This window comes from Phaeocystidibacter luteus (assembly GCF_008933115.1).
Taxonomy (GTDB): domain Bacteria; phylum Bacteroidota; class Bacteroidia; order Flavobacteriales; family Schleiferiaceae; genus Phaeocystidibacter; species Phaeocystidibacter luteus.
The window spans coordinates 159,221-173,878 of sequence record NZ_WBVO01000004.1 but is presented as its reverse complement, the minus strand read 5'-3'; the positions used below and the strand labels follow the sequence as shown (position 1 = coordinate 173,878).

At 47.3% G+C, this 14,658-nt stretch carries 16 protein-coding genes; 9 read left to right on the top strand and 7 right to left on the bottom strand.

Translation table 11 applies throughout. From position 1 onward, the window contains the following. Both F8C67_RS07260 and F8C67_RS07255 read left to right on the top strand, forming a co-directional pair. Complete coding sequence (locus F8C67_RS07260) at positions 1–915, top strand: GYDIA family GHMP kinase (RefSeq protein WP_151667167.1); 915 nt, start codon at positions 1–3, stop codon at positions 913–915. Positions 916–1,004: 89 nt separating this feature from the next. Then, complete coding sequence (locus F8C67_RS07255; RefSeq protein ID WP_151667166.1) at positions 1,005–3,188, top strand: PKD domain-containing protein; 2,184 nt, start codon at positions 1,005–1,007, stop codon at positions 3,186–3,188. Here F8C67_RS07255 and crcB read toward each other — a convergent pair. The 3 genes from crcB to F8C67_RS07240 are packed head-to-tail and all read right to left on the bottom strand — an operon-like array spanning position 3,178 to position 4,868. Beyond that, positions 3,178–3,552 (bottom strand): fluoride efflux transporter CrcB, encoded by a 375-nt coding sequence (crcB, locus tag F8C67_RS07250; RefSeq protein WP_151667165.1) that lies wholly within the window; start codon positions 3,550–3,552, stop codon positions 3,178–3,180. The genes F8C67_RS07255 and crcB overlap by 11 nt on opposite strands. A 57-nt stretch (positions 3,553–3,609) precedes the next feature. Next, on the bottom strand, positions 3,610–4,566 hold the full coding sequence (locus tag F8C67_RS07245) for a sodium-dependent bicarbonate transport family permease (protein ID WP_151667164.1): 957 nt from the start codon (positions 4,564–4,566) through the stop codon (positions 3,610–3,612). Then, positions 4,563–4,868, bottom strand: coding sequence for a hypothetical protein (locus F8C67_RS07240; RefSeq protein ID WP_151667163.1), 306 nt, complete (start codon positions 4,866–4,868; stop codon positions 4,563–4,565). The genes F8C67_RS07245 and F8C67_RS07240 overlap by 4 nt, the downstream gene beginning before the upstream one ends. Before the next feature lie 91 nt (positions 4,869–4,959). Here F8C67_RS07240 and F8C67_RS07235 point away from each other — a divergent pair, with 91 nt between their 5' ends. From F8C67_RS07235 to F8C67_RS07225, 3 genes are read left to right on the top strand one after another with little or no spacing between them, the layout of a single operon-like run. Next, positions 4,960–5,856: a LysR family transcriptional regulator gene (locus F8C67_RS07235; protein ID WP_151667162.1), complete on the top strand. Its 897-nt coding sequence runs from the start codon at positions 4,960–4,962 to the stop codon at positions 5,854–5,856. Continuing rightward, positions 5,853–6,206: a DUF1801 domain-containing protein gene (locus F8C67_RS07230; protein WP_151667161.1), complete on the top strand. Its 354-nt coding sequence runs from the start codon at positions 5,853–5,855 to the stop codon at positions 6,204–6,206. The genes F8C67_RS07235 and F8C67_RS07230 overlap by 4 nt, the downstream gene beginning before the upstream one ends. Before the next feature lie 48 nt (positions 6,207–6,254). After that, entirely contained in the window at positions 6,255–7,184 is a 930-nt protein-coding gene (locus F8C67_RS07225) for an energy transducer TonB (protein WP_151667160.1), read from the top strand. Here the strand turns inward: F8C67_RS07225 and F8C67_RS07220 are convergent. The 3 genes from F8C67_RS07220 to F8C67_RS07210 are packed head-to-tail and all read right to left on the bottom strand — an operon-like array spanning position 7,159 to position 9,325. Then, positions 7,159–7,746, bottom strand: coding sequence for a phosphatase PAP2 family protein (locus F8C67_RS07220; protein ID WP_151667159.1), 588 nt, complete (start codon positions 7,744–7,746; stop codon positions 7,159–7,161). The two genes, F8C67_RS07225 and F8C67_RS07220, sit on opposite strands and share 26 nt — an antisense overlap. A gap of 14 nt (positions 7,747–7,760) precedes the next feature. Then, positions 7,761–8,753, bottom strand: coding sequence for a GTPase ObgE (gene obgE, locus F8C67_RS07215; protein WP_151667158.1), 993 nt, complete (start codon positions 8,751–8,753; stop codon positions 7,761–7,763). Then, positions 8,753–9,325 (bottom strand): adenylate kinase, encoded by a 573-nt coding sequence (locus tag F8C67_RS07210; protein ID WP_151667157.1) that lies wholly within the window; start codon positions 9,323–9,325, stop codon positions 8,753–8,755. Before F8C67_RS07210 ends, obgE begins: the two co-directional genes overlap by 1 nt. Before the next feature lie 153 nt (positions 9,326–9,478). Between F8C67_RS07210 and F8C67_RS07205 the strand changes: the two genes are divergently transcribed. Next, the gene (locus tag F8C67_RS07205) at positions 9,479–10,564 is read left to right on the top strand and encodes a mannose-1-phosphate guanylyltransferase (protein WP_151667156.1); all 1,086 of its coding nucleotides are present in this window, start codon (positions 9,479–9,481) and stop codon (positions 10,562–10,564) included. A gap of 6 nt (positions 10,565–10,570) precedes the next feature. Next, positions 10,571–12,037, top strand: a complete 1,467-nt coding sequence (locus F8C67_RS07200) for a DUF389 domain-containing protein (RefSeq protein ID WP_151667155.1) — start codon at positions 10,571–10,573, stop codon at positions 12,035–12,037. Between the two features lie 573 nt (positions 12,038–12,610). Here the strand turns inward: F8C67_RS07200 and F8C67_RS14295 are convergent. Continuing rightward, a complete protein-coding gene (locus tag F8C67_RS14295; protein ID WP_170266393.1) occupies positions 12,611–12,772 on the bottom strand; it encodes a hypothetical protein in 162 nt (53 codons plus the stop codon). A gap of 63 nt (positions 12,773–12,835) precedes the next feature. Between F8C67_RS14295 and F8C67_RS07195 the strand changes: the two genes are divergently transcribed. Both F8C67_RS07195 and fumC read left to right on the top strand, forming a co-directional pair. Further along, positions 12,836–13,240 (top strand): hypothetical protein, encoded by a 405-nt coding sequence (locus F8C67_RS07195; protein ID WP_170266392.1) that lies wholly within the window; start codon positions 12,836–12,838, stop codon positions 13,238–13,240. Between the two features lie 20 nt (positions 13,241–13,260). After that, on the top strand, positions 13,261–14,658 hold the full coding sequence (gene fumC, locus F8C67_RS07190) for a class II fumarate hydratase (RefSeq protein ID WP_151667153.1): 1,398 nt from the start codon (positions 13,261–13,263) through the stop codon (positions 14,656–14,658).

Genomic DNA, 14,658 nt, shown 5'->3' with positions numbered 1-14,658 from the left:
GTGGAAAGAGCTTCGACAAAAGTTCGAGCTTCTGGAAAACTGATGATATCGGCCGAGTACGCTGTGCTAGATGGCGCGCGTACTTGGGCCATTCCCACCAAATACGGTCAATCCTTACAGGCCAACCCCTCCCCTGGTTCTGGCCTCAAATGGCGCAGTTACGATGTTAATGGCAAAGTTTGGTTTGAGGGACTTTGGGACAACGACGGCAGTCTTATTGATCACACTAACGCGGAGGTAGCTGAAACGCTTCATCGCATTCTTACCTACTGTGATTCCAGAGGCAAACACCCTTTTGAAGGTTGGAATGTCACTACCGAAATGGACTTTCCAAATGGATGGGGCTTGGGATCCAGCAGTAGTCTCGTGGCTGTGATTGCCAAATGGCTAGATGTAGACCCCTTCGCCATTTTCGATGAATGTCTTTCTGGTTCGGGTTATGACGTAGCTGTGGCTCACGCAAACAGAGGTACGTTGTACAAACTCACGGAAGGCGGACGAGAAATTCTACATACAGATTATGTTCCTCCTTTTGCAGAACACCTGTACTTCGCATACTCGGGCAACAAACAGAATAGTGCCTCCGAAGTTGTTAAATACAGCCAGATCGACCAATCGAAACGACTGGAGATTGTACCCGAAATCAACACATTAACCAAAACTCTACATACCACACCAGAACTAAATGCTTTCCAATCTGCGGTACGCCGACATGACGAGATAATCGGCATGATATTGGAGAGACCAACGATGAACCAAAATTGGCCTGACCTAGAGGGAGCTGCAAAGCACCTTGGCGCATGGGGAGGAGATTTCTTCTTATTGGCAACTGACTCGGAAGATGATTTAGCCTACTTGAAAAAACATGGAATTGAGACCATAATCCCCTGGAAAGAAATGCTGCTCGATTACTAAATCAGAGCAGAAATTCCCGCAAAGCGTCAACCGAAGTCCAGTTTAGTTCGTACCTTTTTTAGTTAAACAAGACCTAAGCCTTGGATTAAATGCGTAAGCTTCTAGTAATCTCTTTAATGCTCCTCTCGACCTTTGTGGTTGAAGCTGCACACCTTGTTGGTGGTGAGATTACGTACGAATGCTTAGGAAATGACCGGTACAGAATCGATCTGAGAATTTACCGAGACTGCAACTCATCCGGAGCTAATTTCGACCCCCTTGCAGCGGTTACCATCTTCGACTCAAACGGAAACATCGTTCAAAATCTTGACGTTCCGCATGGGGCGATTTTCCAACTTCCCACATCGGTGAATAATCCATGTCTGCAATCGCCACCAAATGTTTGCACAGAATACACGGATTACACCATCACCGTTACCCTTCCACCTCGAGCAGGTGGCTATACGATCACCCACCAACGCTGTTGCCGTAACAACACAATTAGCAACATCCCAAATTCGGGCGACTGGGGTAATACCTACACGGTAAGCATTCCTTCCAACGACCAGTGCAATTCCACACCTGTATTCGCTACAGAACCACCGATTGTTCTCTGCTTGAATGATCCACTTTTTATTGATTCATCGGTTAACGAACCCGATGGCGACTCCATCCACTACGAACTTTGCAGCCCGCTGCACGGCGGTGGAACGAACCAGCCGCCAACGGGTTCAGACTGTTTGACTTGCCCCGCACCCGATCCAGCCGGCGCGCCACCGTATCAACCGGTACCCTTTGTGGCCGGCCGTTCTGCCACAAACCCAATTCCTTCAAGTCCTCAGGTGACCATAAATCCTCAAACAGGAGAAATTACGGGTACGCCTACCCAACTTGGACAATTTGTTTTCGCGGTTTGTGTTCAGGAATTCCGGAATGGGCAACTCCTCTCAACGGTGAGAAGGGACTACCAGTTCAATGTGACGAACTGTTCCAGTAATGTTCGGAGCGGAATTGAACTTCAAATCGTCAACCCTGGAACGATTTGCGTGGGACGCACCATTCAATTTGAGGAAGATGCCGTTAACGCAACCGAGTACTGGTGGGATTTTGGAGATCCTGCAACGAATTCCGATACAAGCACATCGCCTAACCCGGTGTACACTTACAGTGATACCGGTGTATTCACGGTAACGCTTATTGTGAACCGCGGTTACCCATGTGCCGATACCGCAACTGCTCAATTTGAAATAAGATATCCGGTTCAGTTCACCATTTCACAGAATGGGAATACGTGTTTTGACGCACAGGGCATCGACTTCTTCGCCAATGGCAACTTTAGTCCGGATGCCGTTTTCAGCTGGGTGTTCCCGCCGCAGGCCAATATTCAAACGAGCAACTCACCAAACCCGCCGCCGATATCGTTCACGGCTCCCGGAACCTATGTAATCGAGCTGGCCGTAGAAGACTTTGGATGTACGGATACACTTCGGGTGCCAATATCCATTGGCTTAAGACCCGAATTTGAAGCAACACCTCCGCTGGGCGGTCAGTGTGCGCCATACGAGCTAGACCTCAATCACAGCGCAACGGCCACGGAACAAGTGTTCTATGAATGGGATTTTGGCGATGGAAACACGAGTTCGGCCATAGATCCACAGTACGTTTATAACAGTCCAGGCACTTACTCGGGTTCACTTCTCATGTACACCACGGCAGGTTGCATTGATTCTGCATTCTACCCGTATACGATAACTGTATTCCCTTCTCCTGATATCGACATTTGGATTACGCCGGAGAAGACGGACATCTTTGAACCATTTGTGCGCATTTTCATTGATGGGGTTGACAATGATGAAACTTTTGTGGTGTATTCAGGTGATGGAGCGTCGTATTCGAATCGAACTGAAATACTTCATCGGTATGGCGACACTGGAACCTACGAAATCAGTGTAGAAGTAGAAAACAACTTCGGGTGTGTGGTCGAGAAGATTGTACCGTTTCGTGTAGCGCCTATTCCACTAATCTACACACCTACGGCATTTACGCCGAATGGGGATGGAGTGAACGACAGATTCCGTGCGGTGAGTTCGGGGTATAGCCAGTATCGTTTTGAAATATTTGACCGTTGGGGCAACACTGTATTTAGCAGTGGAGATGCTCAAGAATCATGGGATGGAACCTTCCAGAATGGCGGGAGAGAATGTGAAGATGGCGCTTACGCCTGGATAGTCATGTTTAGAAGCACGGAAGGAGAATACATCGAAAGGCGCGGAACGGTTACGCTTATGCGCTAGGCCAAGACTTCAGAAGCAGCCACATGGCGGCAAACCCCAAAGTCACACTCACAAGTACATTGGCGATAGCCCAGGCATGATCGCCTCTTGACCAAAACGCGAAAGTCTCCAAGCTAAATGTCGAAAAGGTGCTAAAACCTCCACAGAGACCTGTGCCGAGAAGTAGAAATGCGGGTCGGGATAAGGCTCCGCTTTGTTCGCCTTTCACCAAAATGGCGAGCAGAATACAGGCGAGAATGTTTGCACCGAATGTACCTGCCAAGGGGGCCCACTTCTGTTCGACATTCCGAATGGTAAAAACCGAAATGCCGTAGCGCAACATGGAGCCAATTCCTCCTCCCAAAAACACGTACAGATAATTCATGTGAGTGAATTTGAGTAGCAAGGTACAAATTGACGGTCTACACTCTCGCCTGCCAGCCTACAACTGAATAAAGAATAGGTATAGCGGTATACCTATGGTGATATTAAAAGGGAATGTAATTGCCAATGCCATTGGAATGTACAATCCCGGACTTGCCTTTGGGTTGGCCAACTTCATTGCGGCTGGTACAGCAATGTAGGAGGCACTCGCCGCTAAGACACTTATGAGGAGTCTGTCTCCCACATTATCAGTAAACACCCCAGACAGCAATGCTGCGGCTATACCGTTCACCATTGGAACCAAAATTCCGAAGGCGATTGGGAAAGGCCCGTTTTTCCAGCATGAGGATAAATTCTTTCCGGAAACAATTCCCATGTCCAACAAGAACACGGCAAGGAATCCTTTAAAAATATCCGTGGTGAAAGGTGCAATACCTTCGGCTTGAGAATCGCTAGCCACATATCCGATGATCAAACTACCGAGAATCAGAAGAACACTTCCATTGGTCAGTGAGTGATGAACGACCTTCTTCATGCTCATGGATTGTCCGCCTTTCGCAAAAATGGACAAGAACAACATACCCATGACGATGGAAGGTGCTTCCATCATAGCCATAGTGGCAACCATGTGTCCGCCAAACTCCATTCCTTCCATCTCGAGAAATGAAACGGTCGTAATGAAGGTTACGGCACTCACGGATCCATATGCTGCGGCAAGTGCAGATGAATCATAGATGTTCAAGAACTTGCGGAGCAAGAAAAAGGTGTAGGTCGGAATAAGAATGGCAGACCCAATACCTAAGGCAATAATCGCAATGGCTTCGGGCCCAACTTCACTGTGAGACAACTCTTGTCCACCTTTGAACCCAATGCTGAACAAGAGGTACATGGAGATGAACTTTGAGGAGGTCTCCGGGATGGCCAAATCGCTTTTAAGTTGAACGGCGATTAGACCAAGAAAGAAAAAGAGTAGGGCCGGATTGGTAAGGTTGTCGAAGAGTAGATCTAAACTCATAGCTGGGTTTCGAGTTCAACTTCCACTCCCTCTGAGTTGCGAATGGTAAGGCGAACATCGCTCTTGAGCTCGCAAGTCACATTCTCGCTTTCGATGACGTTGAACATGCCTCTTAGCTCTTCAAGTTCTTTGGTAAGCTCAGCTACTCTTTGCTTCGAATGCGTGCATTCCAAACCTTCACATTCTGCTTTTCTTAGAATCTTGCGGTTCAGGAATTCAATCTTGTCACGAATCAATGAAAGGAGAACTTCTTTAGCTTCCTTTGGTTCGTAGGTGCTGTCAATCAGGGTTATCGATTTCATACCAGTTGAATTTTGTTTTACAGTGCAAAACTCCCACATCTATTTCATATATTTTTATATATATTTATGATGCTATTCATTAACCTTTCTTATGAATTACACGCTGCACCAGCTTCAGATCTTCCTAGAAGTAGTTAAGCACGAGAGTGTTACCAAGGCTGCGGAGAGCATGCACATGACTCAACCCGCGCTCTCGATTCAGTTGAAAAACTTTCAGAATCAGTTTGATTTACCCCTCACGGAAGTGATAGGCAGAAAGTTGCACATAACGGATTTTGGATTCTCCATTGCCGAACTGGCCGAAAACGTATTACGAGAAGCTGAAGGGATTAAGTATAGAACTCAAGCCTACAAAGGGCTGCAATCTGGAAAGCTGAGTATTTCATCGGCTTCTACTGGAAAGTATGTGATTCCCTTTTTTCTATCAGGCTTCATTCACGACCATCCGGGTATAGATTTGAAACTTGATGTGACAAACAAAACCAAGGTGATGCAGAGCTTGCGGAGTAATGAGATTGATTTCGCATTTGTATCAGTCATTCCAGAGGATACGGACGTAGAGGAAGAGCCGATCATTGAAAACCGACTTTATTTGATGTCGGGTTCGCCCAAACGCGATAAGTCTGCTCCTCTTATTTACCGAGAGGAGGGCTCGGCAACTCGGGCGGCAATGGATCAATACTTCGGATCGGTGAAGGAGCGTAAGAGGCTGGAGTTAACTTCGAATGAAGCCGTTAAGCAAGCGGTAATCGCAGGACTTGGTCAGTCGGTTCTCCCAATTATCGGTGTTCGCAACCAATTGGAGGTTGGCGATATTCACATTCTGAATGTAAAAGGACTACCTATTACTACTACGTGGCGATTAATCTGGCTCAAAAACAAAAAGCTCTCTCCTATTGCACAGGCCTTACTAGAGCATATTCGTGAAACACGCGACCAAGTCATTGAAGATCACTTTTCCTGGTATACCGAATTTACTGAGAAATGAATCCTGTAGAAGAATACATCGAACGCAAACCGCCGGAGGAACGTCCTTTGTGGCATCACCTCAGATTTCTGATACTTGAATCGGGAGAGGGAATCACCGAGGGAATAAAGTATGGGTTGCCGTTTTTCATGCATCACAAGAAAATCTGGATCTATCTCAACCCGATAAAAGGGGGTGTTGATGTTTCCTTCATGGATGGAGTTCAGTTCGAAGGTGTTCAGCACTTATTGCGCGTTGACGGACGTAAACGTGTGGGAAGCTACCGGGTTCATTCTGTGGAATCGATTGTCCACGAAGAGTTGGAGCTCTTGATTGAAGCTGCACACGAATTCAAAAGGAACAAATCGTAGCATGGTATTTGTGTCGTTGCTGCATACAATCAATAGCTAACGACCGATATGAAATACGCTATCACAGACCCTTGCCACGAAGATTGGGACAAAATGAAAATCGGGTTGATTTCCCGCCATTGCGATTCGTGCCAGAAGTCGGTGATGGATTTCACCCAAATGCGAAGAGAGGAAATCATTGAGTACTTGCTTTCGCATGCAGACGAACGCGTTTGCGGCCATATCTATCCGCATCAATTCGATTTTAAAGAAGAGGAGATTCTAGTAGCGGTCAAAAAGTATGTGCGGAAGAACCCCAAGACCAACCTAGCCTTTTACGTTTTGGCTATTGGGGCAATGATGGCGGCGAGCTGTTCCAACGGGGATTCATCTTCCAACCCCACCCCACCGCAGGTACAGACCATCCAATCCGACACAATATCAGATTCAACAGAAACATCGGCTCTCGATACCCTGGAGACATCCACTGCTTCCGACACGCTAGAGGTGAAGGCAGCCAAAAAGGACATCCCGCTTCCCGCCAACATACCCGACATCGGAGAACCCGTGTTGCATGTTCTCGATGGTGAAGTTGCTCTCTCGAATCCGATAGACACTCCTCCGGTGGTTGACCCGGAAGCATTCTATCCTCCTGAACCTCAGCCCGACAGCGTGATTGCTCAATTCCCAGAAGTTCAAGCGGAATACCCAGGTGGTGTTGAAGCGCTCTTCAAATTTGTTAGAGATTCGCTTGAAATACCTCCTCATATCGCGGAGCTAGAAGAAAACGTTCGGGTTTACGTTCGCTTCATCATTTCGAAGAAAGGAAAAACATCGAATGTTGAAATTATGCGGAATACCTATCCGGATAGGTCGCTTGAAGTGAATGTTGAGAAATTGATCTTGAGCATGCCTGATTGGACACCAGGGCAAATAAATGGACAGCCCGTTCACTCCTACATGATCATTCCCATTAAGATTCAGAACGACCGCGGTTGAGGGTCTTTTCAGAAATCCTCAACAGAAGCGTAGCGATTACAGTTCCTAGAACCGCACCGCCGAAAATATCCATCGGGTAATGAACGCCAAGCCAAATGCGGCTGTACGAAACCAATGCTGCCCAAATCACTAGCGCGGCAAGCAGCCATTTGTATTTATCCTTCAGTATCCTTCCTACGAAAACGGCAAGTCCGAAAGTATTGGTAGCGTGGGAAGAAACGAAACCGAATTGTCCACCACAGTGCGACTTCACCAACCTTACCTGACCTTCGAGCAACGGCTCATGGCATGGACGAAGTCGTTCGAACACTTCTTTGAACGCATGTACCGACAATTGATCGCACAGCAGAATGAGCACAACAACCCAGGCGAGCGAGATGATTCCATCGCGAGTGCCTTTGGCCTTGAACAATAAGAAAACTAGAATGGCGTACAACGGTATCCACATGAGGGTACCGGAGACGGCCAGCATGAATCCGTCTAATGATTCGAAGCCGGCGTTGTTCAGTGAAACGAAGAGTTCTCTATCGGATTCCCAAAACGGACCATCAAAGTTCGCCATACTCCGAAGGTCGGTTATTCATTCAACTTCTTCCAGAGAAGGTCTTTCAATTCTTGAATACCCTTTCCAGTAACTGAGGAAATGAAGATATGTGGCAGATCTTCCGGAAGCTCTTTTGCGATTTCAGCTTCGAGCTCCTCGTCGAGCAAATCCGATTTAGAAACGGCCAATAAGCGTTGCTTATCCAGCAGGTCCGGATTGTACTTTCTCAATTCTTCCAGAAGAATGTCGTACGACTTCCTATGGTCGTCGGCATCTGCCGGAATCATAAACAGTAAAAGCGCGTTGCGTTCAATGTGACGCAAGAAGCGATGTCCGAGGCCCTTACCTTCACTTGCACCTTCGATAATTCCTGGGATATCGGCAATGGCGAAAGACTGATAATCGCGGTAAGCCACCATACCTAAGTTTGGCACCAAGGTCGTGAATGGGTAATCTGCAATTTCTGGCTTCGCAGCACTTACAGCTGAAAGTAACGTGGACTTTCCGGCGTTGGGGAAACCAACCAGACCAACATCTGCGAGCACTTTTAGCTCTAGGATTCTCCAGCCTTCTTCGCCTTCCTCACCGGGTTGTGCATATCGGGGAGTTTGATTGGTAGAAGATTTAAAGTGCGTGTTACCACGTCCACCTCTACCCCCTTGCATGAGCACTTGCTCTTGTCCGTCTTCGGTAATCTCGAACAGGATCTCTCCGGTATCTGGATCTTTAGCTACGGTACCCAGAGGCACGTCGATGTAGCGATCATCACCATCTGAACCGTGTCGATCCATACGGCTTCCATCGCCACCGTGTTCGGCTTTGATGTGCTTGCGATACTTGAGGTGGAGCAATGTCCACATCTGCGAATTGCCGCGCACGATAACATGGCCACCTCTACCTCCATCGCCACCATCGGGACCGCCTTTGGCGTTACCGCGTGTTCTGAGTAGGTGTGTAGACCCTTTTCCTCCCTTTCCGGAAGTACAATGGATCTTTACGTAGTCGATGAAGTTAGAGCCTGCCATTAAAATTGGTCAATAACCGTTGTAAGTCGGTTGGTGATATCGTCGATTGAACCTACACCGTCGATTCCGTAGAACTTATCCTGAGCGATGTAGAAGTCCTTCACCGGAGCTGTTTCGGCGTTGTAAACGTCGATTCTGTTTTGGATAATCGCTGGATCGGCATCATCGGCGCGGCCGCTAGAAAGTGCGCGCTCTTTGAGACGGTTGCGGAGCTCTTCTTCGGGAACTTCTAGAGCTACCATGGCTGTGATGCCAGAGCCTTTTCCTTCCATAAGGGTATCAAGCGCTGCGGCTTGGGGCTTGGTACGTGGGAAACCATCGAAGATGAAACCCTTTGCTTCTGGATGCTTTTCAACCTCGGCAGAAAGCATGTTGATGGTAACCTCGTCGGGCACAAGCTGACCTTTATTGATGTACTCCTTAGCGAGCTTACCGAGTTCGGTATCGTTGCTCATGTTGTAGCGGAAGATATCTCCGGTAGACAAATGCACTAGGGAATAGCGGTCGATGAGGCGCTCGGACTGAGTTCCTTTGCCGGCTCCTGGAGGGCCGAATAGGACGAGATTAAGCATGATTGTTCTATTTTGAAACCGCCGTGAAATTCAGCAGTTAATGTCGTTCTTCAAGCCGCGAAGATAGCCAAAATTGACGATGCCTTAACCATCTCACAAAATGGATAAGCACTTACGAAACCTTATATTTGACATTCCTTTCAATTGACACCAATGAAGAATACATACTGCGTTATTATGGCCGGAGGAGTGGGAAGTCGATTTTGGCCTTCCAGCACTTCTACCAAGCCAAAGCAATTCCTCGATATACTTGGCACTGGCGAAACACTCATTCAACAGACCTTTCGTCGACTCACGAACATTTGTCCCGAAGATCATATTTACGTCATAACCAACGAGCAATACGCCGACATCACGCAAGATCAGCTCCCGAATATTCCGAATGAGAACATTATTCTGGAACCTGCGAGAAGAAACACGGCTCCGTGTATTGCCTATGCTTCCTTCAAGATTAAGAAGAAGGATCCGTTGGCGAACATGGTGATCTCACCTGCAGACCATTTGATTACGGATGAGAAAGAGTTCGGTCGCATTTTGAACGTGGCTTTGGAGGCGACTCGTGACAATAACATCCTCTGCACATTGGGCATAAAGCCGCATCGTCCGGAAACAGGTTACGGCTACATTCAGTACAAAGACCCTGAGAAGGACATCCATCCGGAGGTACAACAAGTGAAGACCTTCACCGAAAAGCCAAATTTGGAGATGGCTGAGCAGTTCATTGAGAGTGGTGACTTCCTCTGGAATTCGGGCATCTTCATTTGGAATGCCAATACCATCATGAACTCTTTTGACAAGCACTTGCCGGACATCTACCAATCGTTTGAACAAGGTTGGGATGTGCTGAATACCTCGGGAGAAAAAGAGTTCATCGATCACATCTATCCGAGCTGTGAAAACGAGAGTGTTGACTACGGCATACTCGAGAAGGCAAAGAACGTATACGTTATCCCTAGTAGCTTCGGTTGGAGCGACTTAGGCTCTTGGGGCTCGGTGCACGAGCAGAGTAAATTAGACGATCACGGCAACAGTGTGAATACAAAAAAGGTGTTATTTTACAATAGTCGAAACAACATCGTACGTATTGATCCAGGAAAGCTTGGGGTGATTAGTGGGCTTGAAGATTACATCATCATTCAAGATGATACGCGCCTACTGATTTGTCCGCGTTCGGAAGAACAAGCCATCAAGCAAATGGTCAATGACGTAAAAGTTGATTTCGGAGATCAATACACCTAATCTTATATGGTAGAGGATAAAAACCAACCTGCCGACTCATCTGGAGAGGACATTAGCGATGCAGTTGTTGAAGAGCAACTGAAGAAAGAGGAAGACGTTCGAAAGGAGAGCGAATTTTACTTCCGTCGATTCATCCGTACTTTCAGAGAGTTCATCAAGCATCGCTTGAGCATTATTGACAATGCAAATCCTCAATCGACCATTGAGGGCATTGAAAAGGATGTTGAATTCCGAGGCTTTAACCTCTGGATTTTAATTCTTTCCATTTTCATTTGTTCCATTGGTTTGAATGTAAACTCTCCGGCTGTTATTGTCGGAGCCATGCTTATTTCCCCACTCATGGGTCCCATTATGGGTGTGGGATTATCGGTTGGAATTAACGACATCGTCCTCTTAAAGCGAAGCCTTCGAAACTGGGGTGTTGCGGTGTTGATGGCGATATTGTCTTCCACTCTCTTTTTCCTCATTGCCCCGACTATCGGCACTCAATCTGAATTGTTGGCAAGAACACAACCTACGCTTTTGGATGTGATGGTTGCCATTTTTGGTGGTGCAGCGGGGATTCTTGCGGGTTCTAGAAGAGAAAAGAACAACGTGATTCCGGGGGTAGCAATTGCAACAGCCCTTATGCCGCCTTTATGTACGGCTGGATATGGCATTGCCACGGGTAATCTCTTCCACTTTGGAGGAGCGATGTACCTCTTCCTCATCAACAGTATTTTCATCAGTCTAGCCACCACATTAGTTGTGCGCTACTTGAAGTATCCTGCGCGTAAGCTTGCCGACCCATTAAAAGAGAAGAGAACTCGCCGTATTATCATCTTCGTCCTCATTGTGTTCGTTCTACCTAGCGCGTATGTATTCTACAATGTGGTCGACCGTACGTATCGTCTTCAAAAAATTGAAGCCTTCATTGCGGAGGACATTCATGTGGATAGAGCGATGATGATGGATCCTGAAATCACCTTTGAGGGAGACGCGGCCATTATTAGCTTGGCTTTTCTGGGAGAGCAGATTCCCGACAAGATGATAGCGAGTTGGGAGAAGCAAGCGGAAGCGAGAGGTTTGAATAACATAGTGCTGAATGTCGTGCAGGTTGACAATAGTGCGATTGCGGCAAATGGTGAGGAGATGCAGCGCATTGCTTCCTCCTTAATTGAATCACAGAATACGCTTCAAGGCAAGGATTCGGAAATAGCTCGACTGAAGGATAAGCTGGATAAGCTTGCGGAGTCTGGGCTGCCTAAAGATTTAATCGAGGGAATTCGAATTTACAATCCGGAGATTTCGGAGATCTACGCGGGTCAGCTTCAATTGTCGAATGCCACTCGGGACACCATTTGTACTTTGCTCATCAAGTTTGACCCTAGCTTAGAATTGGAAGAGGCGAAGGAGCTGGAGATTAAGACGAAGTTGAGGGCGTATGTGAGGAGTAGATTGGGGTCGGATACGGTGTTTGTGACGGAGTTGTAGGGATTGCCTCGTGCCTCGGCAAAAGGATCACAATACGCCTTCGGCGGATGTGAAAGGATTCCGCTGGTGCGGAAAAGAGCGTGCGGCGTGTGTATGCTTCTCCCGCCGGCTGGCGGGCAAGCTGCAAATTCGCAAAAAGCAAAATCGCAATTACTTGATTTCAACTCATCGAACCGAGTAGAAAACGCAAAATGAATAGGTGTCAAGCGACTTACCTATTCAAATGGATAACAACTCGCCTTCTGAAGATGTGAAAGGATTCCGCTGGCGCGGAAAAGAGAGCGCGGCGTGTGTATGTTTCGCGCAAAAGGCAAAATCGCAAATTCTTGATTTTAACTCATCGGACTGAGTAGAAAATCGCAAAAATGGACGGGTGTCAAGCGACTTAAAATTAAAGAAGATCAAAATCCTAATGACCTAGATTAGCTCCTCGCCAAAGTCCAACCCTCCAACCCTCCAACCCTCTAACCCTCTAACCCTCCAACCCTCTAACCCTCTAACCCTCCAAAAACCAAAAAACCCCGCCAAAGCGGGGTTTTCAATATCTAGTAAGTCTTCGGGTTGAAGAACCTGTTAGTCTTCTTTATGGCCAACCATTCTGTTGGCAAGGTCTGGGTTGATGCGCTCAACCGTTGTGAGTGTGATCCAATATCCTACGAACAATGCGAGGAAGATCAACATAGAAAAGCCCATTAGGGCGATAAGCAAGAAGATGAGGAATCCGATGAACTTCATATCTCAATGTAATTAACGGCCGCTAAATTAAAGATAAAAGCCTATTCATCCCACATCTTTTTTATGGAATTGTCGAGAAAACTGAGTTCCACCTACTTTGAGCGCAAAGGAGGTTGTATTTTTGCCGATGAATTTCAGACGATGGTCAAGAAAATCTATTCTATCACCTTCATCCTTGCCGCTTTATGCATCGGAGCGCTAGCCTTCCCGCTATATGGGGGCTGGATTGAACCGAATATGGTTTACGGGTTTGAGGGCGACACACCTCTTACAGACGCGGAGTGGATGGCACTCAACAAAGTGTATGGCGCTGGTGCATTTGCCTATGCGTGTATTTTGTTGGCCTATCATGTTGGAGCTCTACGCGTTCAGCGTAAACTCTCTACTTCAAGCTATGTTTTAAGAGGATTGCTGGTGGCCTTAATCAGCACTATTCCAGCATACATCGTAATGCTAATCGTTCAATAATTTCAATAAATCACCACAAGATGGATTATCGCATTGAGCACGACACCATGGGCGAAGTAAAGGTTCCGGCCGACGCTTATTGGGGTGCACAAACCGAACGCAGTAGAAACAACTTCAAGATTGGTCCAGAGGCTTCCATGCCTTCTGAAATCATCGAGGCATTTGCTTACTTGAAGAAAGCCGCCGCTCAGGCGAACAGCGAATTGGGCGTTTTGCCAACGGAGAAAATGGACCTCATCGCAAAGGCGTGCGACGAGATTCTTGCCGGCAAACTTGAAGGCAACTTCCCTCTTGTGATTTGGCAGACCGGCTCTGGAACGCAGAGCAACATGAACGTAAACGAGGTTGTTGCTAACCGAGGTCACGTGATTAACGGTGGTGCCCTGACTGATGAAGCAAAGGCGCTTCACCCGAACGACGACGTGAACAAGTCACAATCGTCGAACGACACCTTCCCTACCGCAATGCATATTGCCACGTACAAGTTGGTTGTTGAGAATACTATTCCGGGTATTGAGGTACTTCGCGACACGCTTCAGGCGAAAAGTGAGGAATACAGCACCATCACTAAAACAGGTCGTACGCACTTTATGGATGCGACGCCGCTTACCCTCGGACAAGAATTCTCGGGATACGTTCAGCAGTTGAACAACGGTATTCGCGCCCTCAAGAACGCTCTCGAAATGGTACGTGAGTTAGCTCTTGGTGGTACTGCTGTTGGTACTGGCTTGAATACGCCAAACGGATACGACGTTTTGGTGGCTGAAAAGATTGCGAAGCTAACAGGGTTACCATTCGTGACTGCGCCAAACAAGTTTGAGGCTCTAGCAGCACACGACGCTATGGTAGAAATGAGCGGAGCTCTAAAGCGAGTAGCGGTTAGCTTGATGAAAATTGGTAACGACATCCGTATGTTGGGATCTGGACCACGTTGTGGAATTGGCGAACTCAATTTACCAAGCAACGAGCCGGGGTCATCTATTATGCCAGGTAAAGTAAACCCTACGCAACCTGAGGCATTGACGATGGTAGCGGCGCAAGTTATTGGCAACGATACGGCAGTAAGCGTTGGTGGTTCAACAGGCCACTTCGAGTTGAATGTTTTCAAGCCAATGATGGCTTACAACGTATTGATGAGTGCAAGATTGATTGGGGATGCATGTGTATCCTTCAATGAAAACTGTGCGGTAGGAATTGAGCCGAACAAGCCGATGATTAAGCAGCATTTGGAGAACAGCTTGATGTTAGTGACGGCCTTGAACACGCACATCGGTTACGAGAATGCTGCGAAAATCGCCAAGAAAGCACACGCTGAAGGAAAGACACTCCGCGAGGCTGCGGTTGAACTTGAGCTTCTCACTAGCGAGCAATTCGACGAGTGGGTTAAGCCAGAAGATATGGTTGGGAGTTTGAAATAA

Bases quoted from the DNA above. Each gene is read 5' to 3' on its own strand.
- F8C67_RS07255 (WP_151667166.1), top strand. From the start codon at position 1,005: ATGCGTAAGCTTCTAGTAATCTCTTTAATGCTCCTCTCGACCTTTGTG.
- crcB (WP_151667165.1), bottom strand. From the start codon at position 3,552: ATGAATTATCTGTACGTGTTTTTGGGAGGAGGAATTGGCTCCATGTTG.
- F8C67_RS07245 (WP_151667164.1), bottom strand. From the start codon at position 4,566: ATGAGTTTAGATCTACTCTTCGACAACCTTACCAATCCGGCCCTACTC.
- F8C67_RS07240 (WP_151667163.1), bottom strand. From the start codon at position 4,868: ATGAAATCGATAACCCTGATTGACAGCACCTACGAACCAAAGGAAGCT.
- F8C67_RS07235 (WP_151667162.1), top strand. From the start codon at position 4,960: ATGAATTACACGCTGCACCAGCTTCAGATCTTCCTAGAAGTAGTTAAG.
- F8C67_RS07230 (WP_151667161.1), top strand. From the start codon at position 5,853: ATGAATCCTGTAGAAGAATACATCGAACGCAAACCGCCGGAGGAACGT.
- F8C67_RS07225 (WP_151667160.1), top strand. From the start codon at position 6,255: ATGAAATACGCTATCACAGACCCTTGCCACGAAGATTGGGACAAAATG.
- F8C67_RS07220 (WP_151667159.1), bottom strand. From the start codon at position 7,746: ATGGCGAACTTTGATGGTCCGTTTTGGGAATCCGATAGAGAACTCTTC.
- obgE (WP_151667158.1), bottom strand. From the start codon at position 8,753: ATGGCAGGCTCTAACTTCATCGACTACGTAAAGATCCATTGTACTTCC.
- F8C67_RS07210 (WP_151667157.1), bottom strand. From the start codon at position 9,325: ATGCTTAATCTCGTCCTATTCGGCCCTCCAGGAGCCGGCAAAGGAACT.
- F8C67_RS07205 (WP_151667156.1), top strand. From the start codon at position 9,479: ATGAAGAATACATACTGCGTTATTATGGCCGGAGGAGTGGGAAGTCGA.
- F8C67_RS07200 (WP_151667155.1), top strand. From the start codon at position 10,571: ATGGTAGAGGATAAAAACCAACCTGCCGACTCATCTGGAGAGGACATT.
- F8C67_RS14295 (WP_170266393.1), bottom strand. From the start codon at position 12,772: ATGAAGTTCATCGGATTCCTCATCTTCTTGCTTATCGCCCTAATGGGC.
- F8C67_RS07195 (WP_170266392.1), top strand. From the start codon at position 12,836: ATGGAATTGTCGAGAAAACTGAGTTCCACCTACTTTGAGCGCAAAGGA.
- fumC (WP_151667153.1), top strand. From the start codon at position 13,261: ATGGATTATCGCATTGAGCACGACACCATGGGCGAAGTAAAGGTTCCG.